This is a genomic window from Pseudorhodoferax sp. LjRoot39, from assembly GCF_964253035.1.
Classification (GTDB): Bacteria; Pseudomonadota; Gammaproteobacteria; order Burkholderiales; family Burkholderiaceae_C; genus Pseudorhodoferax.
In genome coordinates this window covers 5,662,477-5,681,049 of the sequence record NZ_CAXUQL020000001.1, presented here as the reverse complement: position 1 = coordinate 5,681,049, position 18,573 = coordinate 5,662,477, and the positions used below count along the sequence as shown (strand labels likewise).

At 71.8% G+C, this 18,573-nt stretch carries 18 protein-coding genes; 8 read left to right on the top strand and 10 right to left on the bottom strand.

What is annotated here, in order from left to right:
* The first annotated feature begins 108 nt into the window (after positions 1-108).
* Positions 109-1,092, top strand: a complete 984-nt coding sequence (locus ACSQ4M_RS26415; RefSeq protein WP_436192365.1) for a universal stress protein — start codon at positions 109-111, stop codon at positions 1,090-1,092.
* Positions 1,089-1,757 carry an N-acetyltransferase gene (locus ACSQ4M_RS26410; protein ID WP_436192364.1) on the top strand — a complete coding sequence of 223 codons (669 nt, stop codon included), beginning with the start codon at positions 1,089-1,091 and terminating at the stop codon, positions 1,755-1,757. The genes ACSQ4M_RS26415 and ACSQ4M_RS26410 overlap by 4 nt, the downstream gene beginning before the upstream one ends.
* A gap of 125 nt (positions 1,758-1,882) precedes the next feature.
* Here ACSQ4M_RS26410 and ACSQ4M_RS26405 read toward each other — a convergent pair whose 3' ends face one another.
* Positions 1,883-3,493 carry an IclR family transcriptional regulator gene (locus ACSQ4M_RS26405; RefSeq protein ID WP_436192363.1) on the bottom strand — a complete coding sequence of 537 codons (1,611 nt, stop codon included), beginning with the start codon at positions 3,491-3,493 and terminating at the stop codon, positions 1,883-1,885.
* Between the two features lie 132 nt (positions 3,494-3,625).
* On the opposite strand from ACSQ4M_RS26405, the gene ACSQ4M_RS26400 reads away from it, so the two are divergent.
* Genes ACSQ4M_RS26400 through ACSQ4M_RS26385 form a run of 4 tightly spaced genes read left to right on the top strand, consistent with a single transcriptional unit; the run spans position 3,626 to position 8,009 of the window.
* Positions 3,626-4,816 (top strand): CaiB/BaiF CoA transferase family protein, encoded by a 1,191-nt coding sequence (locus ACSQ4M_RS26400; protein WP_436192362.1) that lies wholly within the window; start codon positions 3,626-3,628, stop codon positions 4,814-4,816.
* Between the two features lie 14 nt (positions 4,817-4,830).
* Positions 4,831-6,000, top strand: coding sequence for an acyl-CoA dehydrogenase family protein (locus ACSQ4M_RS26395; protein WP_436192361.1), 1,170 nt, complete (start codon positions 4,831-4,833; stop codon positions 5,998-6,000).
* A gap of 25 nt (positions 6,001-6,025) precedes the next feature.
* Entirely contained in the window at positions 6,026-7,015 is a 990-nt protein-coding gene (locus ACSQ4M_RS26390) for a tripartite tricarboxylate transporter substrate binding protein (RefSeq protein ID WP_436192360.1), read from the top strand.
* Between the two features lies 1 nt (position 7,016).
* Entirely contained in the window at positions 7,017-8,009 is a 993-nt protein-coding gene (locus ACSQ4M_RS26385) for an acrylyl-CoA reductase family protein (RefSeq protein ID WP_436192359.1), read from the top strand.
* A gap of 18 nt (positions 8,010-8,027) precedes the next feature.
* Here ACSQ4M_RS26385 and ACSQ4M_RS26380 read toward each other — a convergent pair whose 3' ends face one another.
* A complete protein-coding gene (locus tag ACSQ4M_RS26380) occupies positions 8,028-9,065 on the bottom strand; it encodes a GGDEF domain-containing protein (RefSeq protein ID WP_436192358.1) in 1,038 nt (345 codons plus the stop codon).
* Positions 9,066-9,272: 207 nt separating this feature from the next.
* Here ACSQ4M_RS26380 and ACSQ4M_RS26375 point away from each other — a divergent pair, with 207 nt between their 5' ends.
* Complete coding sequence (locus ACSQ4M_RS26375; RefSeq protein ID WP_436192357.1) at positions 9,273-9,713, top strand: hypothetical protein; 441 nt, start codon at positions 9,273-9,275, stop codon at positions 9,711-9,713.
* A 2-nt stretch (positions 9,714-9,715) separates the two neighbouring features.
* Here the strand turns inward: ACSQ4M_RS26375 and ACSQ4M_RS26370 are convergent, their stop codons facing one another.
* The 7 genes from ACSQ4M_RS26370 to ACSQ4M_RS26340 form a co-directional block, all read right to left on the bottom strand.
* A complete protein-coding gene (locus ACSQ4M_RS26370) occupies positions 9,716-9,919 on the bottom strand; it encodes a hypothetical protein (protein ID WP_436192356.1) in 204 nt (67 codons plus the stop codon).
* Entirely contained in the window at positions 9,916-10,767 is an 852-nt protein-coding gene (locus ACSQ4M_RS26365) for a hypothetical protein (protein WP_436192355.1), read from the bottom strand. The genes ACSQ4M_RS26370 and ACSQ4M_RS26365 overlap by 4 nt, the downstream gene beginning before the upstream one ends.
* A gap of 121 nt (positions 10,768-10,888) precedes the next feature.
* Positions 10,889-11,893 carry a glycine betaine/L-proline ABC transporter substrate-binding protein ProX gene (proX, locus tag ACSQ4M_RS26360; protein ID WP_436192354.1) on the bottom strand — a complete coding sequence of 335 codons (1,005 nt, stop codon included), beginning with the start codon at positions 11,891-11,893 and terminating at the stop codon, positions 10,889-10,891.
* A gap of 24 nt (positions 11,894-11,917) precedes the next feature.
* On the bottom strand, positions 11,918-13,192 hold the full coding sequence (gene proW / locus ACSQ4M_RS26355; RefSeq protein WP_436192353.1) for a glycine betaine/L-proline ABC transporter permease ProW: 1,275 nt from the start codon (positions 13,190-13,192) through the stop codon (positions 11,918-11,920).
* 22 nt (positions 13,193-13,214) lie between these two features.
* Complete coding sequence (gene proV / locus ACSQ4M_RS26350; protein WP_436192352.1) at positions 13,215-14,414, bottom strand: glycine betaine/L-proline ABC transporter ATP-binding protein ProV; 1,200 nt, start codon at positions 14,412-14,414, stop codon at positions 13,215-13,217.
* Between the two features lie 362 nt (positions 14,415-14,776).
* On the bottom strand, positions 14,777-15,781 hold the full coding sequence (locus ACSQ4M_RS26345; protein ID WP_436192351.1) for a Bug family tripartite tricarboxylate transporter substrate binding protein: 1,005 nt from the start codon (positions 15,779-15,781) through the stop codon (positions 14,777-14,779).
* A 25-nt stretch (positions 15,782-15,806) separates the two neighbouring features.
* On the bottom strand, positions 15,807-16,904 hold the full coding sequence (locus tag ACSQ4M_RS26340; protein WP_436192350.1) for a mandelate racemase/muconate lactonizing enzyme family protein: 1,098 nt from the start codon (positions 16,902-16,904) through the stop codon (positions 15,807-15,809).
* 71 nt (positions 16,905-16,975) lie between these two features.
* On the opposite strand from ACSQ4M_RS26340, the gene ACSQ4M_RS26335 reads away from it, so the two are divergent.
* Positions 16,976-17,878 carry a LysR family transcriptional regulator gene (locus ACSQ4M_RS26335; protein ID WP_436192349.1) on the top strand — a complete coding sequence of 301 codons (903 nt, stop codon included), beginning with the start codon at positions 16,976-16,978 and terminating at the stop codon, positions 17,876-17,878.
* Positions 17,879-17,896: 18 nt separating this feature from the next.
* On the opposite strand, the gene ACSQ4M_RS26330 is transcribed toward ACSQ4M_RS26335, so the two are convergent.
* Positions 17,897-18,502, bottom strand: coding sequence for a TIGR00645 family protein (locus ACSQ4M_RS26330; protein WP_436192348.1), 606 nt, complete (start codon positions 18,500-18,502; stop codon positions 17,897-17,899).
* Positions 18,503-18,573 lie beyond the last annotated feature (71 nt).

Below are 18,573 nucleotides of genomic sequence, written 5' to 3'. Positions count from 1 at the left end.
CCCCTTCCTCGCTGCCGATCGCCGGGCCCCAACAGCCCCAAGGCCCCAGTGCGTCCGCGCGCCGGGGGTGGTCGTTGCGTTCGCACCCCGTGCGATGAAGGAGTTCCCATGCAGTTGCGGCAGATCCTTGCCGTTGTCGATGCGTCCGCCGCAGGTGTGCAGGCGGGTTGGCGCGCTGCGCGCCTGGCCTGGGCGCATGGCGCCACGCTGAGCCTGGTGGCGCCGGTGGTGCTGCCGGACCGGCACCCCGCCTCGCGGCACGGCCCCAGTGCTCCGCCCGTGCGCATGCGCGAGGCGCTGAGCGACCTGGCTGGCAGCATGGCCGCCGCCATCGGCGTGCGGCCCAAGGTGGCGGTAGACCTGGAAGGCGAGGGCGGCGCACTGCTGCACAAGCAGGCGCGCGCGGCCAGTCTGGTCGTCTTGCCGGCGTCGGCGGGCCCGGCGGGGGCTCCGGCCTGGTGGCAGGGGAACCTGGCCGAGCGGCTGCTGCGCGAGGCGGGCGTGCCCGTGCTGCTGGTGCGGCGCCCGGCGGGCACGGCGCACCGCAGCGCGCTGGTGGCCACGGGCCTGGACGCCGAGGCCGCCGGCCCGCTGCTGCACGCAGCCGGCTGGCTGTGCCGGCCCGACGGGGTGATGGCCTGCCATGTGCTGGACCCGGCGATCCAGCGCCACCTGCACGCGGCCGACCTGCCGGTGGCCAGCGTGCAGTCGTGGATGGAAACCGCCAGGCGGCGGGCCGAGCTGGCGCTGGGCCGGCAGCTCGCGCAGGCCGGGCTGCCCGCCGGGCAGGCGCTGGTGCTGCAGGGCCCGGCGCTGGCGCGGCTGCTGCATGCGCAGCACAGCCGCGCAGCCTCGCTGCTGGTGGTGGGCAAGCCGCGGCGCAGCCGCTGGGCCGACCTGCTGCGCCCGGCGCTGGCGCGGCAGCTCGCCGCGCGCGCGGCCAGCGATGTGCTGTGGCTGCCGACGCCGGAGCCCGGCGCGCGGGTGGCGCGTGCGCGCCTGGACGGCGCGCAGGGCGCGGCGTGGTGCGCGCCGCCCGGCGGCGCGTCCGTGCTGGCACCGCAGCGTGCCGACGCGAGCCCGCTGCCATGAGCGCCGCCCTGGCATGGCCGGCCACGCCGGTGACGGCAGGGCCGCTGCCCGAAGCGCTGCGACGGCTGGGCCGTTGCCTGGCCCCATGGACCTTTCTGCGCATCGACGTGGACCGGCCGCTGGACGGCCTGGCGCGCGAGCTGCAGGGCCTGCACGGCCGCCTGGCCGACGGCACGCTGCAGGCCACCCGCCTGCTGCTGCCCGGCCCCTTGAAGGGGCTGCGGCTGTGGCACCGCCAGGCCGATGGCGAGCACTACGTCTACGTGGAGGACATGGCGGCCGGCTGCCTGGCCGGCACCACGGTGCTGAACCGGCTCGTGGAAGTGGGCCGGGCCGTGGACCCGCATGTGCGCTCGCCGCACTCGCGCTACCTGCCGGCTTACCAGGGCCGCGGCATCGCCACGGCCGTCTATGCCTGGGCGCTGGACAGCGGCATCTGCCTGGTCAGCGGTGCGCGCCAGTCGCCCGGCGCGCACGCGCTGTGGCAGGCGCTGGGGCGGCGCTACGGGCTGGGCTACGTGCAGCTGTCGGCCCGGCGCCTGCGCTGGCTGGGCACGGCCGCGGCCTTGGCACCGGCGCTGGCCGACAGGCTGGACACGCGGCTCATGCTCTGGAGCGGCGCCCGCGAGCGGCTGCACTGGCTGGATGGCCTGCCGCGGACCTGAAAACCCTCGCAGATCGACGCGCAACTGCAGTTGCGGCCCAGCGGCTCTGGCCTGCCCCATGCCTCCTGCATGGCGCGCTACACCGTCAACTTCAAGCTGGCGCCATGCCCAAGCCCGACAGCCTTCTAGGTCGCAAGCGCCGCTTCGAGCGCGTGCACGAGCTCGGTCAGCGCGCTGCCCAGCGCCAGCACCTTGCGCGGGGGTAGCGGCTGCGGTGCCAGCACGCCGCAGTTGAGGACGAAGCGGATCGCGTCCACGGGCTGCGCGAAGGGCACGGCCACGGCCTCGATCTCGGGCCGGAAATCGCGTGAACTGCAATGGCCGTGGCGCGCGAACTGCGCCATGGCCCGCTCGACCACGCCCGCATGCCGGCGCGCCGCGGCCGGGTCGCGCACGGCGATCTCGTTGAGCGCGGCGCGGCGCTCGGCCGGGCGCGCGCCGCAGAGCCAGGCGCGGCCCATGGCGGTGGCCAGCATGGGCATCACGGCGCCGGTGTCCGGTGGCAGCAGCCGGCCGTCGGTGCGCCAGGCGGTCTGCACGTAGACCATGCCGGCCTGGTGGCGCAGGCCCAGCGACACCGCCCCGCCGATCTTCTGCGACAGCGCCAGCATGCCCGGCCGCGCCAGCGCGCGCAGGCGCAGGCCGGCCAGCATGGGATAGGCAATGGCCACGGTGCCCGCGCCCAGGCGGTAGCCGCTGCCGCCCAGCGGGTCGCGCCGCAGCAGGCCCAGTTGCACCAGCGTGTAGGTGAGCCGCACCACGGTCTGCGGCGACAGGCCGAGCCGGCGCGCGAGCTGGGCGTTGCCCAGCACCTCGTCGCCGGGCTGGAAGCAGGCCAGCAGGTCCAGCCCGCGCGCCAGCGTCTGCGCGGCGGCGTTGGCAGGGTCCTCGCTGGCACGGCGCACCGGTGGGGCCGGCGCGGGTGCTGGCGGCCAGGCGGCAGCGGGCGGCACCGCGCCGCTGGATTCGGCGCGCCATTCCTGCTCGATGCGCCGGGCCAGGGCCAGCAGCCGCGGGGCCACGCGGCCGGCCAGTTCGCCCGGGGCCAGGCGCCGGGCCGGCAGGCCGCAGTTGAGCACCAGGCGTTCGCCGCCCAGGCGCACGTCCAGCGGCACGGCCACGGCGTGCACCCCGCTCTGGAAATGGCCGGGCGAGAAGCACAGGCCGTGCTGTGCGAAGTCGCGCCTGGCCTGGGCCAGCGCGGGCGCCCAGGCCGCCAGCTCGGCCGGCGCGTGCCCGCGCAGCGCGGCCAGCGCCTGGACGCGCTCGGCCGGCGCCGCACTGGCCAGCCAGGCGCGGCCGACCGCACTGGCCAGCAGCGGCAGCGCCGCGCCCACGTCGGGCCTGAAGGCCGAAGGCTGGTGCCAGCGGCAGGTCTCCACATAGACCATGTGGTGGTGGTTGCGCATGGCCAGCGAGACGGCGCCGCCCAGCGCCTCGGCCAGCTGGCTCATCGGCAGCCGCGCGAGCCGGCGCACGCCCAGGCTGGCCAGCAGCGGGTAGCCCAGCGTCAGCGCGCTGCTGCCCAGCCGGTAGCGCCGCGTGCCGGCATCGAACAGCAGCAGGCCGCGCGCGAGCAGCTGCGTGCTCAGCCGCGAGATGCTGGCCTTGGACAGGCCGGTGCGCTCGGCCAGCTGCTTGTTGGACAGCCCGGCTGGCGCGTCGGCGAAGGCGTCGAGCAGGGCCAGGCCGTGGGCGAGGCTGCTGGCGTAGCGGGGGTCGGCGGCGGCGGGCATGCGTTCAATATAGCGAAACAAGGATTGGCGCGGGGTGGGTGCCAAACCTAAGCTGCGCACCAGATTCATCCCGAACGACTGGAGACGATGCATGCGAGCGAACGAGCACAGGACACTGCGAAAGGCAGTGTCATGACCGATGCAACCAAGGGCCCGCTGGCCGGCCTGCGCATCCTGGACATGGCCACCGTGGTGGCCGCGCCGTTCGGCGCCACGCTGTGCGCCGACGCGGGCGCCGAGGTCGTCAAGCTCGAACTGCCCGAGGGCAACGACCCGCTGCGCGGCCTGGCGCCCACGGGCCTGTACTGGAAGGTGCTGAACCGCGGCAAGGCCGGCATCTCGCTGGACGTGCGCAAGCCCGCGGGGCGGGCGCTGTTCCTGCAGCTGATCGCGGGCTTCGACATCCTGGTGGAGAACTTCCGCCCCGGCACGCTGGACCGCTGGGGCCTGGACTGGGCCACGCTGCAGGCAGCCAACCCGCGCCTGTCGGTGCTGCGGCTCACGGGCTTCGGCCAGACCGGGCCCTATGCGGACCGGCCCGGCTTCGCGCGCATCTTCGAAGCCATGGGCGGGCTGGCGCACCTGACGGGCGAGGCCGGCGGCAACCCGCTGCACATCAACTTTCCGCTGGGCGATTCCATCGCCGGGCTGTTCGGCGCCTTCGCCATCGCCAGCCTGGCGGCCGAGCGGGCGCGCGCGCCGCAGGCGCCGGGCCGCGAGGTCGACCTCTCGGCCACTGAGGCGCTGCTGCGCGTGCTGGAGCCGCTGGCGGCCGAGCACGAATGCCTGGGCCAGGTGCGCGGCCGCTCCGGCGCGCGGGCCAGCTACACGGCGCCATCCAACATCTACCGCACAGAGGACGGGCAGTGGATCACCCTCGTGGGCTCGTCGGACGCCATCTTCCGCCGGCTCTGCACGGCCATGGGGCAGCCCGGGCTGGCCGACGATGCGCGCTTCGCGAGCAACCCGCAGCGCCTGCGGCACCTGGACCAGATCGACGGTGCCATCGCGCAGTGGTTCGCCACGCAGGACTATGCGGGGCTGGCCGCGCTGCTGGAGGCGCACGGCGTGCCCTTCAGCAAGATCTATTCGATCGCAGATGTGCTGGACGACCCGCATTTCCAGGCGCGCGAGGCCTTCTGGCGCCTGCCCGACGCCGAGCTGGGCTCGCTGCCCGCGCCTGCCGCGGTGCCGCGCTTCGGCCACAACCCGCCACCGCCGCGCACCGGCCCGGCCTGCGGAGAACACAACGCCACGGTCTACGGCGCGCTGGGTCTCACGGCCGGCGACCTGGCCGCGCTGCGTTCCGCCCACGTCATCTGAACAGGAGCTTGCCCATGATCCGCGATCCCCAGGCCTTCGGCGAACTGCTGGCCAGCGTGCGCCGCCAGGTGCGCGAGAAGATGATCCCGCGCGAGGCCGAGGTCGAGCGCCTCGACGCCGTGCCCGACGACCTCGTGGCCGAACTGGCCGCGAGCGGCTACTTCGGCTGGTCCATCCCCGAGGCCTACGGCGGCGCCGGCATGACCACCGAGGAACTGGTGCTGGCGGCGATGGAACTGTCGCAGGCCAGTGTGGCCTTCCGCGCCCGCGTGGGCACCAACACCGGCATCGGCTCGGAGGCGCTGGTGGCCGACGGCACACCCGCGCAGAAGGACCGCTACCTGCCGCGCATGGCGCGCGGCGAGCTGACGGGCTGCTTCGCGCTGACCGAGCCCGAGGCCGGCTCGGACGCGGTGGCGCTGCAGACCAGCGCGGTGCGCGACGGCGACCACTATGTGCTGAACGGCGGCAAGTGCTTCATCACCAACGCGCCCATCGCCGGGCTGTTCACGGTGATGGCGCGCACCGATGCGAACGACCGCTCGGCGCGCGGCATCACGGCCTTCCTGGTCGAGCGCGAGACGCCCGGCCTGTCCACCGGCCAGCCCTACGACAAGATGGGCCAGGCCGGCTCGCCGGTCTCCGAGGTGTTCTTCGACCAGTGCCGCGTGCATGCCGACCAGATCGTGGGCGGCGCCGGCAACACCGGCAACGGCTTCAAGACCGCGATGAAGGTGCTGAACAAGCAGCGCATCCACCTGGCCGCGCTGTGCACGGGCCCGGCCATCCGCATGCTCGACGAGGCCGTGGCCCACACCGCGCAGCGCCAGCAGTTCGGCCAGGCCGTGGCGGGCTTCCAGCTGGTGCAGGCACTGATCGCCGACTGCCAGACCGAGATCCACGCGGCGCGCGCGCTGATCCTGGAGACCGCGCGGGCGCGCGACGCTGGCGAGGACGTGACCATGCAGGCGTCCATGTGCAAGTACTTCGCCTCGGAGATGTGCGGCCGCGTGGCCGACCGCTGCGTGCAGATGCTGGGCGGCACCGGCTTCATCCGCGGCCATGCCATCGAACGCTTCTACCGCGACGTGCGGCTGTTCCGCCTGTACGAGGGCACGAGCCAGATCCACCAGCTCAACATCGCCAAGCGCACGCTGGCACGCGCCGGGCACGACCTGCGCTGAGCACAACCACCACGAGGAGACAGACATGCGAATTCAGAACACCACCATGGCATGCACGCGCCGCGCCGCCGCTGCCGCACTGCTGGCCCTGGCCGGCGCGCTGCCGCCCGCCCAGGCCGCCGACTACCCGGACAAGCCCGTGCGCATCATCGTGCCCTACGCGCCGGGCGGCGGCGCCGACACCGCGGCACGGGCCATCGGCCAGCGCCTGACGGAGGTCTTCGGCCAGAGCTTCATCGTCGAGAACAAGGCCGGCGCCTCGACGCAGACCGGCACGCTCGCGGTGGTGCGCGCTGCGCCCGACGGCTACACGCTGCTGCTGGGCACGGCCAACCTGGCCACCAATGCCGTGCTGTTCGACAAGCTGCCCTACGATGCGCAGCGCGACCTGGCGCCGATCTCGCTGATCACCAAGGCGCCGGTCTATGTGGTGGTGCATGCCGAGTCGCCGCTCAAGGATCTCAAGGGCCTGATCGCCCAGACCCGCAGCACCAAGGACGGGCTCAGCTACGGCACGGCCGGCAACGGCAGCATCCCGCACCTGGCGGGCGAGCTGTTCCGCGCGAACACCGACGCGCGGCTGCTGCACGTGCCCTACAAGGGCAGCTCGGAGGCGGTGGCGGCGCTGGTGGGCAAGCAGATCGATCTGAGCTTCGACAACCTGCCGCCCACCAACAGCATGATCAAGGCCGGCAAGCTGCGCCCGCTGGCCGTGGCCGCCGCCAGACGCAGCGCCTTGCTGCCGGACGTGCCGACCACGGGCGAACTGGGCGTGCCCATGGAGGCCTCGTCCTGGTGGGGCCTGCTGGCGCCGGCCGGCACGCCGCCGGCCATCCTGGCCAGGCTCAACAAGGCCATGGTCGAGGCACTGGCCACGCCGCAGATGCGCGAGCACCTGGCGCGCCTGGGCATCGAGCCCGAGAGCTGCAGCCCGGCGGAGTTCACGGCGCTGATCAAGGCGGAGACCGAGAAGTGGGGCCGCGTCGCCAAGTCCGCCAATGTGAAGGCCGATTGAGATGCTGCCCGAACGTTTCCGGGCCTTCCGCCTGCACCGCGATGCGGCCGACGGCCCCGTGTCCGGCCGCTTCGTCGAGCTCAGCGTGGCCGATCTCTCGCCCGGCGATCTGCTGGTGCGCGTGGCTTACACCAGCATCAACTACAAGGACGCGCTGGCCGCGGCCGGCCTGAACCAGATCGTGCGCCAGTACCCGCGCATCGGCGGCATCGACCTGGCGGGCGAGGTGGTGGCATCGGACGACCCGCGCTTCGCGCCGGGCGACGCGGTCATCGTGCACGGCTTCGGCATCGGCGTGGACCACGACGGCGGCCATGCAGAGTACGCCCGCGTGCGCGCCGACTGGGCGCTGCCGCTGCCCGCCGGCCTGAGTCTCGAGGAGGCCGGCACGCTGGGCGTGGCCGGCTACACGGCCGCGCTCTGCGTGCACTGGATGGAGCACAACGGCCTGGCGCCGGGCGGCCTGCCGGTGGTGGTGACGGGGGCCAGCGGCGGCGCGGGCAGCGTGGCCATCGACATCCTGGCCGGGCGCGGCTACGAGGTGGTGGCGGTCAGCGGCAAGGGCGATGCCGACGGCTATCTGCGCGCGCTGGGCGCGGCGCGCGTGCTGGCGCCGGATGTCGCGGCGGGCGCGGGCCGCGCGCTGGACAAGGCGCAATGGGCCGGTGCCGTGGACGCCGTGGGCGGCGAGATGCTGGCCTGGCTGCTGCGCAGCGCGGCGCCGGAGGCCGTCGTCACGAGCTTCGGCAATGCCGGCGGCGCCGAGCTGCACACCACGGTGCTGCCGCTGATCCTGCGCGGTGTGCGCTTGATCGGCATCAACGCCAACAGCCCGATGGCGCTGCGCCGGGCCGTGTGGGCGCGGCTGGCCAGCGACTACAGGCCGCGCCACCTGGCGCGCATCGCGCAGCAGCTGCCGTTCGCGCAGCTGCCCGAGGCCATGGCGCGCATGCGCGAGCGCGGCACGCGCGGGCGCATGGTGGTGGGCTTTTAGCGCTGCCGGCGAGCCGGCTCAGACAGCGCGCTTGGCCGCGTACATGGCCTTGTCCGCCGCCTCCAGCAGCTCGCTCTCGGTCATGAACTGCTCGGGGCCGGTGCCGGCCACGCCGACGGCGACCGAGAACTCGGGGAACAGGGCCGTGAAGGCCTCGGCGATCTTGCCGGCCACGCCCTCGGCCACGTCGGCGGCGGCGTCGGGCAGGATCACGCAGAACTCGTCGCCGCCCACGCGGCAGGCGAAATCGGTGCTGCGGCAGCTCTTGGCGATGGCCTCGCCCAGCGCGCGCAGCACCTCGTCGCCCTTGGCGTGGCCGAAGGTGTCGTTGATGAACTTGAACTTGTTGACGTCCATGTAGACCAGCGACACCTGGCTCTTGCGCCGCTGCGCGGCGTTGAGTTCGCGCGTGAGCGCCATGGTCATGCCGCGCTTGTTGTAGAGCTCGGTCAGCGGGTCGCGTTCGGCGTGTGTGCTGAGGATCTTGGACTTCTGCTCCAGCGCGTGGGCATAGGTCTCGATGCGCTTCTTGGCGCTTTCCATGGCGCTGAGCAGGGTGCCGATGTAGGTGTCGAAGACCAGCGCGTTGTCGAAGTTCATGAGCTTGTCGAGCGCGCGCAGCACCTCCAGCAGCGTGCCGCGGTCGTCGATCTCGTGGGCCAGCACCTCTGCCAGCAGGTACTTGAGCGTGCAGGCGGCCGACAGGAACAGCTTGGGCTCCACGCCGATGCGCTTGTGCACGAGGCCGATGCGCAAGCGGCCGTTGACGTAGGCGTGGCCGTAGTCGCCCGCGAACAGGTCCTGGATGTAGCGCGTCTGCGCGGCGCGCAGCCGGGCCAGCGTGTCGGCGTCGCCGATCAGCAGCGCGATCTCGTCGAAGGCGGTCTGCTTCTCGTAGAACTTGGCGACGATGTAGGACAGCTTGCGCTCGATGAGAGGCTGCTGGGCCGCAAGCAGGTCGAGCTCGCGCTGGCTGAGGTCCAGCAGCTCCATCCGTCGGATGATCTCCATCTCGTTGATGTTGAACTGCTCCAGCAGCGTCTTGGCAAGGGGCACGGCGGGTTCCTCGTCGGGGCGGTTGTTGGCCGGGCGGTGTGCGCTGTACGCCGCGGAACGCGCGATTTCGTCCACCCTGTGGATCAAATCCAGGCGTTGTTTGTCCCAGTCCTGTTGACAAATGGTAGCAGCTGTAGCGCGGGATGGTGGTGCAGGGCGGTGCCACGCCATGCACTACCATGGCCGGCCGCTGAACCTGCCACCACGATGCCCATGCGCTCCATTCCCGCGCTGGCCTGCTCGGCCCTGCTGCTGCTCCTGCCCGGCCTGGCCGCGGCCCAGAAGATCGAGGTCGACCGCGAGACCTACCTGGCGCGCTGCACCGCGCTGCTGTATCCGCTGGACGAACTGCTGCTGAACCGGCTGTCCAAGGAGAACGGCTTTCCCGCCAAGGCCATGGCCTACCTGCGCGCCAGCCGCGACGTGTGCGGCTGCAGCTTCGAGCAGGCGCAACTGGCGCTGAATCCGCGCCGCTTGCTGCTGTTCGCTCACCGCGGTTTCGAGCCCGTGGAGCAGGGCATCGGCCAGGTGTTCGAGGCGGCCGACCGCGAGGCGGTGGCCAAGTTCGAGAAGGAGCACAAGGGCTACCGGCGCTGCGCCGAGACCTTCGAGCGGCGCGTGCAGGAGGCGGCCGATACGGCCCGGTAGGCTCAGCCGGCGTCAGCCAGGCGCTGGATGCGGATGGCGCGGCCGGTCCAGGTGCCGCCGGGCGGCAGCGCCAGGATGGCGGCCTTCTGCGCGGCGCTGAGGTCCTTCTCCTGGTGGATGTAGCTCTCGCTCACGCGGATGCTGCGCGGGCGCGGGTCGTGTGGGTCGGGCAGGATCAGGCTGATCTCATAAATGGCTGTCGTCATGCGGCGATTTTCGGCGATGGCCGGGGCCGGCTGGCCAGCGGCAGCAACTGCAGCCGCGGCGCGTGCACCAGGCCGATGCTGGCCCACACGCCCACGCTGAAGTACAGCGTCATCCAGACGACCTCGGTCTTCCAGTCGGCCCACCGCGTGGAGACATGGACGCGGCCCGCCACGTCGGCCACGCCGGCGGAGAGCGTGAGGTAGCCGCGGCCGGCGGCCTCGTCGGCCAGCCAGCGCTGCCAGTACATGGGCACGTCGACCGCGAACATGTACAGCGCGTAGGCCGCCGCGCCCAGCACCCACAGCGCAAGCAGCGGGCGCTGCTGCGGCACCACGCGCGGCCACAGCGCGAGCAGGCACAGCGCCACCAGCGTGGCGCACAGGCCCCACAGGCTTTCCTCGATGGTGTGGCCCAGGTTGGAGGTGCTCAGCACCGAGTACCAGGAGCAGAGTTCGGCGACGAGGATCAGCGGCACGATCTGCAGCGCCGCCAGCCGCGCCAGCGGCCGCCCGCCGCCGCGCGTGGTGTCCTTGAGCATCAGCGCCCATTGCGCGGCGAAGCACAGTTCGGCCACGGTGGCGACCGAGCGCCCCACCAGCGCGCTGGACCAGGGCGCGTCCACCATCGCGAGGCGGGGAATGTCGTAGACCGGCACGACGGAGCGGAAGGCACAGCCGAACACGTAGCCGGCCGACAGCCACAGCTGCAGCCGGCGCAGGCCCTGCCACCGGGCGTCGCAGGGCAGACCGGCACGCTGCACGCGCCGGGCGCTCCAGCACCAGACGGCGATGTTGAACAAGGCGAGCGCCGCCAGCGCCGTGCGCCACAGGGTGAGCGGGTCAGCCATGGCGGGCGGGGCGGCGCTGCCGTCGGACGGATGCGTGCATGGGTGTGGAGAGGCCGCGGACCCGTGCACGCTAAACCTGCGGTGCCGCGGCGTCCATAGGACGCCTCCCGCAGTGCGTGGATCAGTTCGCTGCGGCGCGCGCCTGCGCGATCCAGCCGTCGAAGGTCTTCTGGTGGCCCTTGATCCAGGCGTCGGTGTGGCGGGCGATGTCGGCGGCGGTGTTCTCGCCGTCGCGCATGCGCAGGTTCTGGGCGTTGATGTCGCCCACCGGCAGCTGCATCAGCGCGAACAGCTTGGCCGCGGCCGGGTTGGCCTTGGCGAACGCCTGGTTGGCCACGATGTGCTGCGTGTTGGGCGTGAAGCCGTAGTTCTGGCCGTTCGGCAGCTTGGTGTCGAGGCCCTTCTGCTCGCCGGGCAGCGAGGAGAACGGCACCTGCAGCCAGACCACGTCCTTGCCCGGCTGCAGCACGCCGCTGACCCAGTACGGGGTCCAGGTGTAGTACAGGATGGGCTTGCCTTCCTTGTGGCGCGTGATGGTGTCGGCCATCAGCGCGGCGTAGCTGCCCTGCTGGTGCGTGACGCTGTCCGACAGGCCGTAGGCCTTCAGGTGGTGGTTGATCACCGCCTCGCAGCCCCAGCCTGGGTTGCAGCCGGTCAGGTCGGCCTTGCCGTCGCCGTTGGTGTCGAACAGCTTGGCGAGCGCGGGGTCCTTGAGCTGGTCGATGCTGCGGATCTTGTGCGCGTCGGCGGTCTTCTTGTCGATCAGGTAGCCCTGCAGCGCGTTGGTCGAGTAGGTGCCCTGGCGGTAGAGCTTGGCGTCGCCACCGGCGTTCTTGAAGAAGTCGTCGTGCAGCGGCTTCCAGGCCGAGGCCAGGAAGGTCGCGTCCCCGTTGGCGATGGCCAGGTAGGCGGTGGCGTACTCGACCTCGCGGATCGGCTGCACGTCGTAGCCCAGCTGTTCCAGGCCGCGGCTGACCAGCAGCGTCTGGAAGGTTTCCTCGGCGATGGAGCTCTTGAGCGGCTGCACCTTGACGCCCTTGCCGGGCATGGTCTGGGCGACGGCGCCGAGGCTGCTGGCGGCCAGCAGGCCACAGGCGAGCAGGGTGCGGATCGGTTGGATGTTCATGCGGATGCTCCTTGGGGTTGGGATTCAGTGGATGCGCACGGCCAGGGCGGCCGTGGACGCTGCTTCGGCTGCGCTGGCTGTTCCGGCGGTGGTGGCGGTGGCGGTCGTGGTGCCGGCACTCGCCTTGGCGGCCTGCTGGCTTTGCAGCCGGCGCCAGACCAGTCCCGCCGGCCCGGTCTGCCACCAGTGGCGGGCGCCGCGGCTCGGCTGCCCCATGGCCTGCGTGATGCGGTCCAGCGTGATCGCCAGCAGCACGATGCCCAGGCCGCCCACGGTGGCCAGGCCCATGTCCAGCCGGCCGATGCCGCGCAGCACCATCTGGCCCAGGCCGCCCACGGCGATCATGGAGGCGATGACGACCATGGACAGCGACAGCATCAGCGCCTGGTTGATGCCGGCCATGATGGACGGCATGGCCAGCGGCAGCTGCACCTTGGTCAAGAGCTGCCAGGGCGAGGCGCCGTAGGCGCGCGCGGCCTCGATCAGGTCGGGACGCACCTGGCGGATGCCCAGCGTGGTCAGGCGCACCAGCGGCGGCAGCGCGAACACGATGGTCACGATCACGCCCGGCACGTTGCCGATGCCGAACAGCATCACCACCGGCACCAGGTAGACGAAGGCCGGCGTGGTCTGCATCGCGTCCAGCACCGGACGGGCGATGCGGTTGGCGCGGTCGCTCGACGCCAGCAGGATGCCCAGCGGCAGGCCCAGCACCAGGCAGAAGGCCAGCGAGGTCAGCACCAGCGAGAGTGTGACCATGGCCTCGGGCCAGATGCCCAGCATGGCCACGAGCAGCAGCGAGACGACGCCGCCGACGGCGATGGCCCGGCCAGCGAACTGCCAGGCCAGCAGGCCCAGCAGCGCGATCATGGCCAAGGTGGGCACGGACTGCAGCAGGCCTTCCACGCCCTGCAGCGTGGCGTCGATGGGGCCGCGCACGGTCTGGAAGAAGGGGCGGAAGTGCTCCACGGTCCAGGCCAGGCCGTGATTGATCCAGGACTCCACGGGCAGGCTGCCGTCCCAGAGCTGGGAGATGGCAAAGCCGTCGTGCGGGGCGCTGGCCACGTCGGTGGCGGCGCCGAGCCAGTCGCCGCCGGCGGCGGCGTCGGTGCCGGTGGACCAGGCATCGGTGCCTTGCGCTGTCGCGGGTGCATCGGCCGCGCCCCAGGGATCGGCCGCCGGTGCCGATTCCACGGCGGGCGCGGCGTCGGGTGCCGAGGTCGCCCAGGGATCGGTGCCGGTGCCGCTGGCGGAGCTGATGGCGGGGTTGGCCGGTGCGAGGGTGGTGTTGTCGTTCATCTGTCGTTCCTCCTCGGGGTGGTCAATCGCAGTTCTTGTCCATGAAGCGCAGCAGCGTGGTCTTGCTGATCGCGCCGATGTAGCGGCCCTGGTCGTCGACCACGGGCAGCGGCCAGGGCGACTGCGCGACCTGGCCGAACAACGCGTTCACGGGGTGGATGGCAGCCACGGTCTGCACGTCCGGCAGGAAGGCGCGCTGCAGGCCCAGCGTGCCTTCGTGGTCCTGGAGCGCGGTGCGCAGCGAGTCGGCCGAGACCATGCCGAGGAAGCGCTGCTGCGGGTCGACCACGTAGGCGAACTCGCGGTCCTGGTCTTCCAGCAGCTTGAGCGCGGGGCGGGCGCCGCGCGTGGGGTTCTCGGACACCACGACCTGGCTGCGCCGCGCGATGTCGCCGGCCTTGAAGACCTTGGCTGCATCCACGCCGCGCACGAAGTTGCGCACGTAGTCGTCGGCCGGGTTGCGCAGGATCTCTTCGGGTGTGCCGACCTGCACCACCTGGCCGTCCTTCATGATGGCGATGCGGTCGCCGATGCGCATGGCCTCGTCCAGGTCGTGCGAGATGAAGACGATGGTGCGGCGCCTGACCTGCTGCAGCCGCAGCAGCTCGCTCTGCATGTCGGTGCGGATGATCGGGTCCAGCGCCGAGAAGGCCTCGTCCATGAGCAGGATGGACGGGTCGGACGCCAGCGCGCGCGCCAGGCCCACGCGCTGCTGCATGCCGCCCGAGAGTTCGTCGGGGTAGCTGTCGCCCCAACCGGCCAGGCCGACCTGGGCCAGCGCGTCGTCGGCCGCGGCCAGGCGCTGGGCCTTGGCCACGCCTGCCAGTTCCAGGCCGAAGGCGGTGTTGTCGCGCACGGTCATGTGCGGCATCAGCGCGAAGGACTGGAACACCATGCTGATGTCCTTGCGGCGCAGCGCGCGCAGCGCGCGGCTTCCGTGCTGGAAGATGTCCTCGCCATCGACCACGACGCGGCCCGCGCTGGGCTCGATCAGGCGGTTCAGCAGGCGCACGAGCGTGGACTTGCCCGAGCCCGACAGGCCCATGATCACGAAGATCTCGCCGGCCTGGATGTCGAAATGCGCGTCGAACACGCCGATGGACTGGCCGGTCTCGGCCAGGATCTCCTGCTTGCTGCGGCCTTGGCGCACGAGCGTCAGCGCTGCGTCGGGATCGTCTCCGAACACCTTGAAGACGTGTTCGATCTGGATGTCTTTTGCCATTGCGGCTGGCCTCCTGGTTGGGGCTGGGCAATGGCCGCCTGGAGGGCGCAGGCGGCCGCGATCCGCAGCCGCACGGCAGGCACTGAAGACGACGAAGCAAGGCCGCAACCAGCGCCCGTCACGCAAAGCGGAGCCGGTCAGCGGGCCTGGTCGAAGGGGCTGAGCGGTGCGATGCGACGCGGCGTCGGGGTGGCTGGAGAACCAGCCGGTTGCCGGGCAGAACCCGGCGGGGATGTCTGGCGCCGCGACGGGAGGCAAGGTGCTCCGCGAGTAGCGCTCAGACCGTCAACATATCTTGTTGACTGTTAGAACGGGGCGCATTGTAACTTTTCGATCTAAGGCATGTCAAGCCATGACATTCCTCACTCCGCCTGGATGTTGCCCTTGCGGACCACGGCGGCCCACTTGGCGACCTCCTCGCCGATGCGCTGGCCGAACTCCGCAGGCGTGCTGCCCACCGGCTCGAAGCCCATGGCCTTGAGCCGCGTGTGCATCTCGCCCTGGCGCACGGACTGGCGCAACGCGGCATTGAGCTGTTCGACGATGGCGGCCGGCACGCCCGCCGGTGCGATCAGCCCGAACAGCGGCATGGTGTCCACGCCCGGCAGGCCGGCCTCGGCGAAGGTCGGCACCTCGGGCAACTGCGGCACGCGCTGGCGCGGCGTCACGGCCAGCGCGCGCAGCCGGCCGGCCCTGATGTGCTCGACCAGCGTCGGCACGGTGGCGAACGCGAACTGGAACTGGCCGCCCAGCAGGTCGGTGATGACCGTGCCGCCGCCCTTGTACGGGATGTGCTGCACGGCGATGCCGGCCTGCTGCGCCAGCAGTTCGCCGGCCAGGTGCGGGCCGCTGCCCACGCCGGCCGAACCGTAGGCCAGGCTGCCCGGCGCGGCCTTGGCCCGCGCGAGGAAGGCGGCCAGGTCGTGGACCGGCACCGAGGGGTGCACAACCAGCACGAACGGCGCGGTGGCGACGAGCGAGATGGGCGCGAAGTCCTTCAGCGTGTCGTAGGGCAGGCGTGCGCCCAGCAGGCCGGGGTTGATGGTGAAGCTGCTGTCGACCATGCCCAGCGTGTAGCCGTCGGGCGCCGACTGCGCGAGCGCGCGCGTGCCGATGGTGGTGCCGCCACCGCCGCGGTTGTCGGCGATGAAGGATTGGCCCAGTGCTGCCTGCAGCGTCTGCGCCGACAGCCGGCCCAGGTTGTCGGTGGCGCCGCCGGCCGGGTAGGGGATGACGATGCGCACGGTCTTGTCGGGGTACGCGGCGGCGCGCGCCCCGTGTAGCGGCAGCGCGGCACCCAGGCCCAGGGCCGTGGCGTGGTGCAGCAGGTGGCGGCGCGTGGTGGGCGTGGGCATGGGCATGGGCATGGGGATCGTCTCCGGTCGTTGGGGTTCAGTGCGCGTAGCGGCCTTCGGCCAGCGCTGGCTCGGGGTCGGCGCCCAGGCCGGGGGCGTCGGGCACCTGCAGCCATCCGCGCTCGATGGGCGCGGTGCGCGCATAGGGCACGTGGGCCAGTTCAACGTACAGCCGCTCCAGTGAGACCTCGGTCTGCTGCGCGGCGATCAGGTGCAGGCTGGCCAGGAAGCCAGGGCCGAAGAATGCGACCTGCGGCGCGCAGACCACGCCCGAGGCATCGCAGGCGCGTGCGATGTCCAGGGCCGCCGTCAGCCCCAGCTTGATCACGCTGGGCTGCAGGACCTGTACCGTCGCCTGCTCCGCCATGCGGCGCAGCGCCAGCGCACTGGCGGCGTTCTCGCCCACGGCCAGCGGCACCGGGCAGCGCTGGCGCAGGGACGCCAGCGCCTGGTCGTCCTCGGGCGGCCAGAGCGGCTCCTCGATCCAGAACGGGGCGTGCGGCAGCATCGCGGCGATGGCGGTTTCGGCCTCGTGCGGCAGCCAGGCGCAATTGGTGTCGACCATGATCGGCACGCCCGGGCCGGTGGCCCGGCGCACGGCGGCCAGGGCCGGGGCCGTGCGCTCGTGCAGCTTGATCTCGGTGTAGCCCTCGGCCAGCGCACGGTCGGTCACCTGCGCCAGCAGGCTTTCGTTCGCGTAGTACTGCAGCAGCGAGGCGTAGACGCGCACCTGGTCGCGGCGCTTGCCGCCCAGCAGCGCGTGCAGCGGCACGCCGGCCCGCTTGGCGCGCAGGTCCCACAGAGCGATGTCCAGGCCGGCCAGCGCGTGCACCACGGGGCCGGAGCGGCCCAGGTTGTGCAGCGCGCGCTGCATGCCGGGCAGCAGGCTCTCGTCATCGGCAAGACGCCCGCAGGCCAGCGGGCCGACCAGCGTCTCGAACACCGCCTGCAGCGCGCGCGGCTCCACGCAGTACGACTCGCCCCAGGCCACGGTGCCGTCCTGCGTCTGCAGCCGCACCAGCGCGCTGTCGAGCTTGTCGCGCGGCCGGCCCGCGAACAGCGGGGGCTCGCTCCAGTGGTGGAAGGGCAGCCGCATCGGGATGCAGGTGACCGAGGCGATGGTGTTGGCAGGCATGCGGGATTCTTGGTCCTGCCCAGCCAGTGGTCAAATAGATGGAATGGCTGACTTCATATGAAATCCAGATGATGAGCCGGCGCGAACTGGCGCTGCTGCGCGCCATGTACCTGCACCCCACGGTGACGGCCGCCGCCGCCAGCGTGCACATGAGCCAGCCGGCGGCCAGCGCCCTGCTGCGCGGCCTGGAGACGCGACTGGGCTTCGCCCTGTTCAGCCGCGACCAGCGCCGCTTGCAGCTGACCAGCCAGGGGCGGGCCCTGGTGCCCGAGGTCTTGAACGCGTTGTCGGCCATGGACACGGTGGACCGGCTGGCCGGCGACATCCGCAAGGGCGCGACGGCGCGGCTGAACGTGGGCGCCGTGGCGGTGGCGGCGGCCATGCTGCTGCCGCAGGCGCTGGTGTCGGTGCGCCGTGTGCATCCACAGGTGGCCCTGACGGTGCGCGCGGGCACGGCGCTGGAGATCATGGAGATGGCGGCCGACCACCGCATCGACCTGGGGCTGGTCATCACCACCTCGGCCACGGCCAGCGAGCGCATCGCCCGCGAGCGGCTCGCGCAGCTGCGCCTGCATGCGGTGTTCCACCCCGGCCATGCGCAGGCGCGCGGCGATGGTGCACTGACGTTGGGAGAGCTCGCGGCGCTGGACCTGATCGTGCTGTCGCCGGCCCTGCCGGCCGGCCTGGCCACGCAGCAGGCCATGGCCGCCGCGGGCCTGCCATGGCGGCCGCTGATGGAGGTGTCGCAGTCGTTCACGGCCTGCGAGTTCGCGGCCCAGCAACTGGGCGTGGCGATCGTCGAGACGCTGGGTGCGCGCTACGCGCAGCGGCAGGGGCTGGTGGCGCGGCCGCTGCGCACGCGCGAGGATGCGGAGCTGGCCCTGGTCTTCCCGCGCGACAAGCCGCTGGAAGGCGCTGCCCTGAGCCTGCGCAACGCGCTGGCCGAAGCCGTGGGCGGACAGCTGCCGGTCTGAGGCCGGCAGGGGGACGGCTCAGTGCTTGCCGTTGGCCGTCGAAGACATCAGCTTGTCGGTGTAGGCGATGGCCATGGCCGACAGCAGGAAGGCGACGTGGATCACGGTCTGCGCGACCAGCACCTTTTCGCTGTAGTTGTCGGCGTTGATGAAGGTCTTGAGCAGGTGGATGGAGCTGATGCCGATGATGGACATCGCCAGCTTGACCTTGAGCACCGAGGCGTTGACGTGGCTCAGCCACTCGGGCTGGTCCTCGTGGCCTTCCAGGTTCATGCGGCTCACGAAGGTCTCGTAGCCGCCCACGATGACCATGATCAGCAGGTTGGAGATCATGACCACGTCGATCAGCGCCAGCACCACCAGCATGATCACGGTCTCGTTGAGCGTGGTGATGGGCGCGTCGGTCTTGTAGCCGATGCTGTTGATGAGGGCCTGCAGCGCCGTCTGGCTGCCGAACGCGGCCTCGACCAGGTGCGTGAGTTCCACCAGGAAGTGCACGACGTAGACGGCCTGCGCCACGATCAGGCCCAGGTACAGGGGCAGCTGCAGCCAGCGGCTGGCGAAGATCAGCTTGGGCAGCGGACGCATCGGAGAGGTCTTGGCGGGCTGCAGAGGATCGAACATGGGCGTGAAGGGTGGTGGGGGCGCCGGATTGTAGGGGCGTGCTGCGGCGCAGCAAACAGGCCTTCGCCACA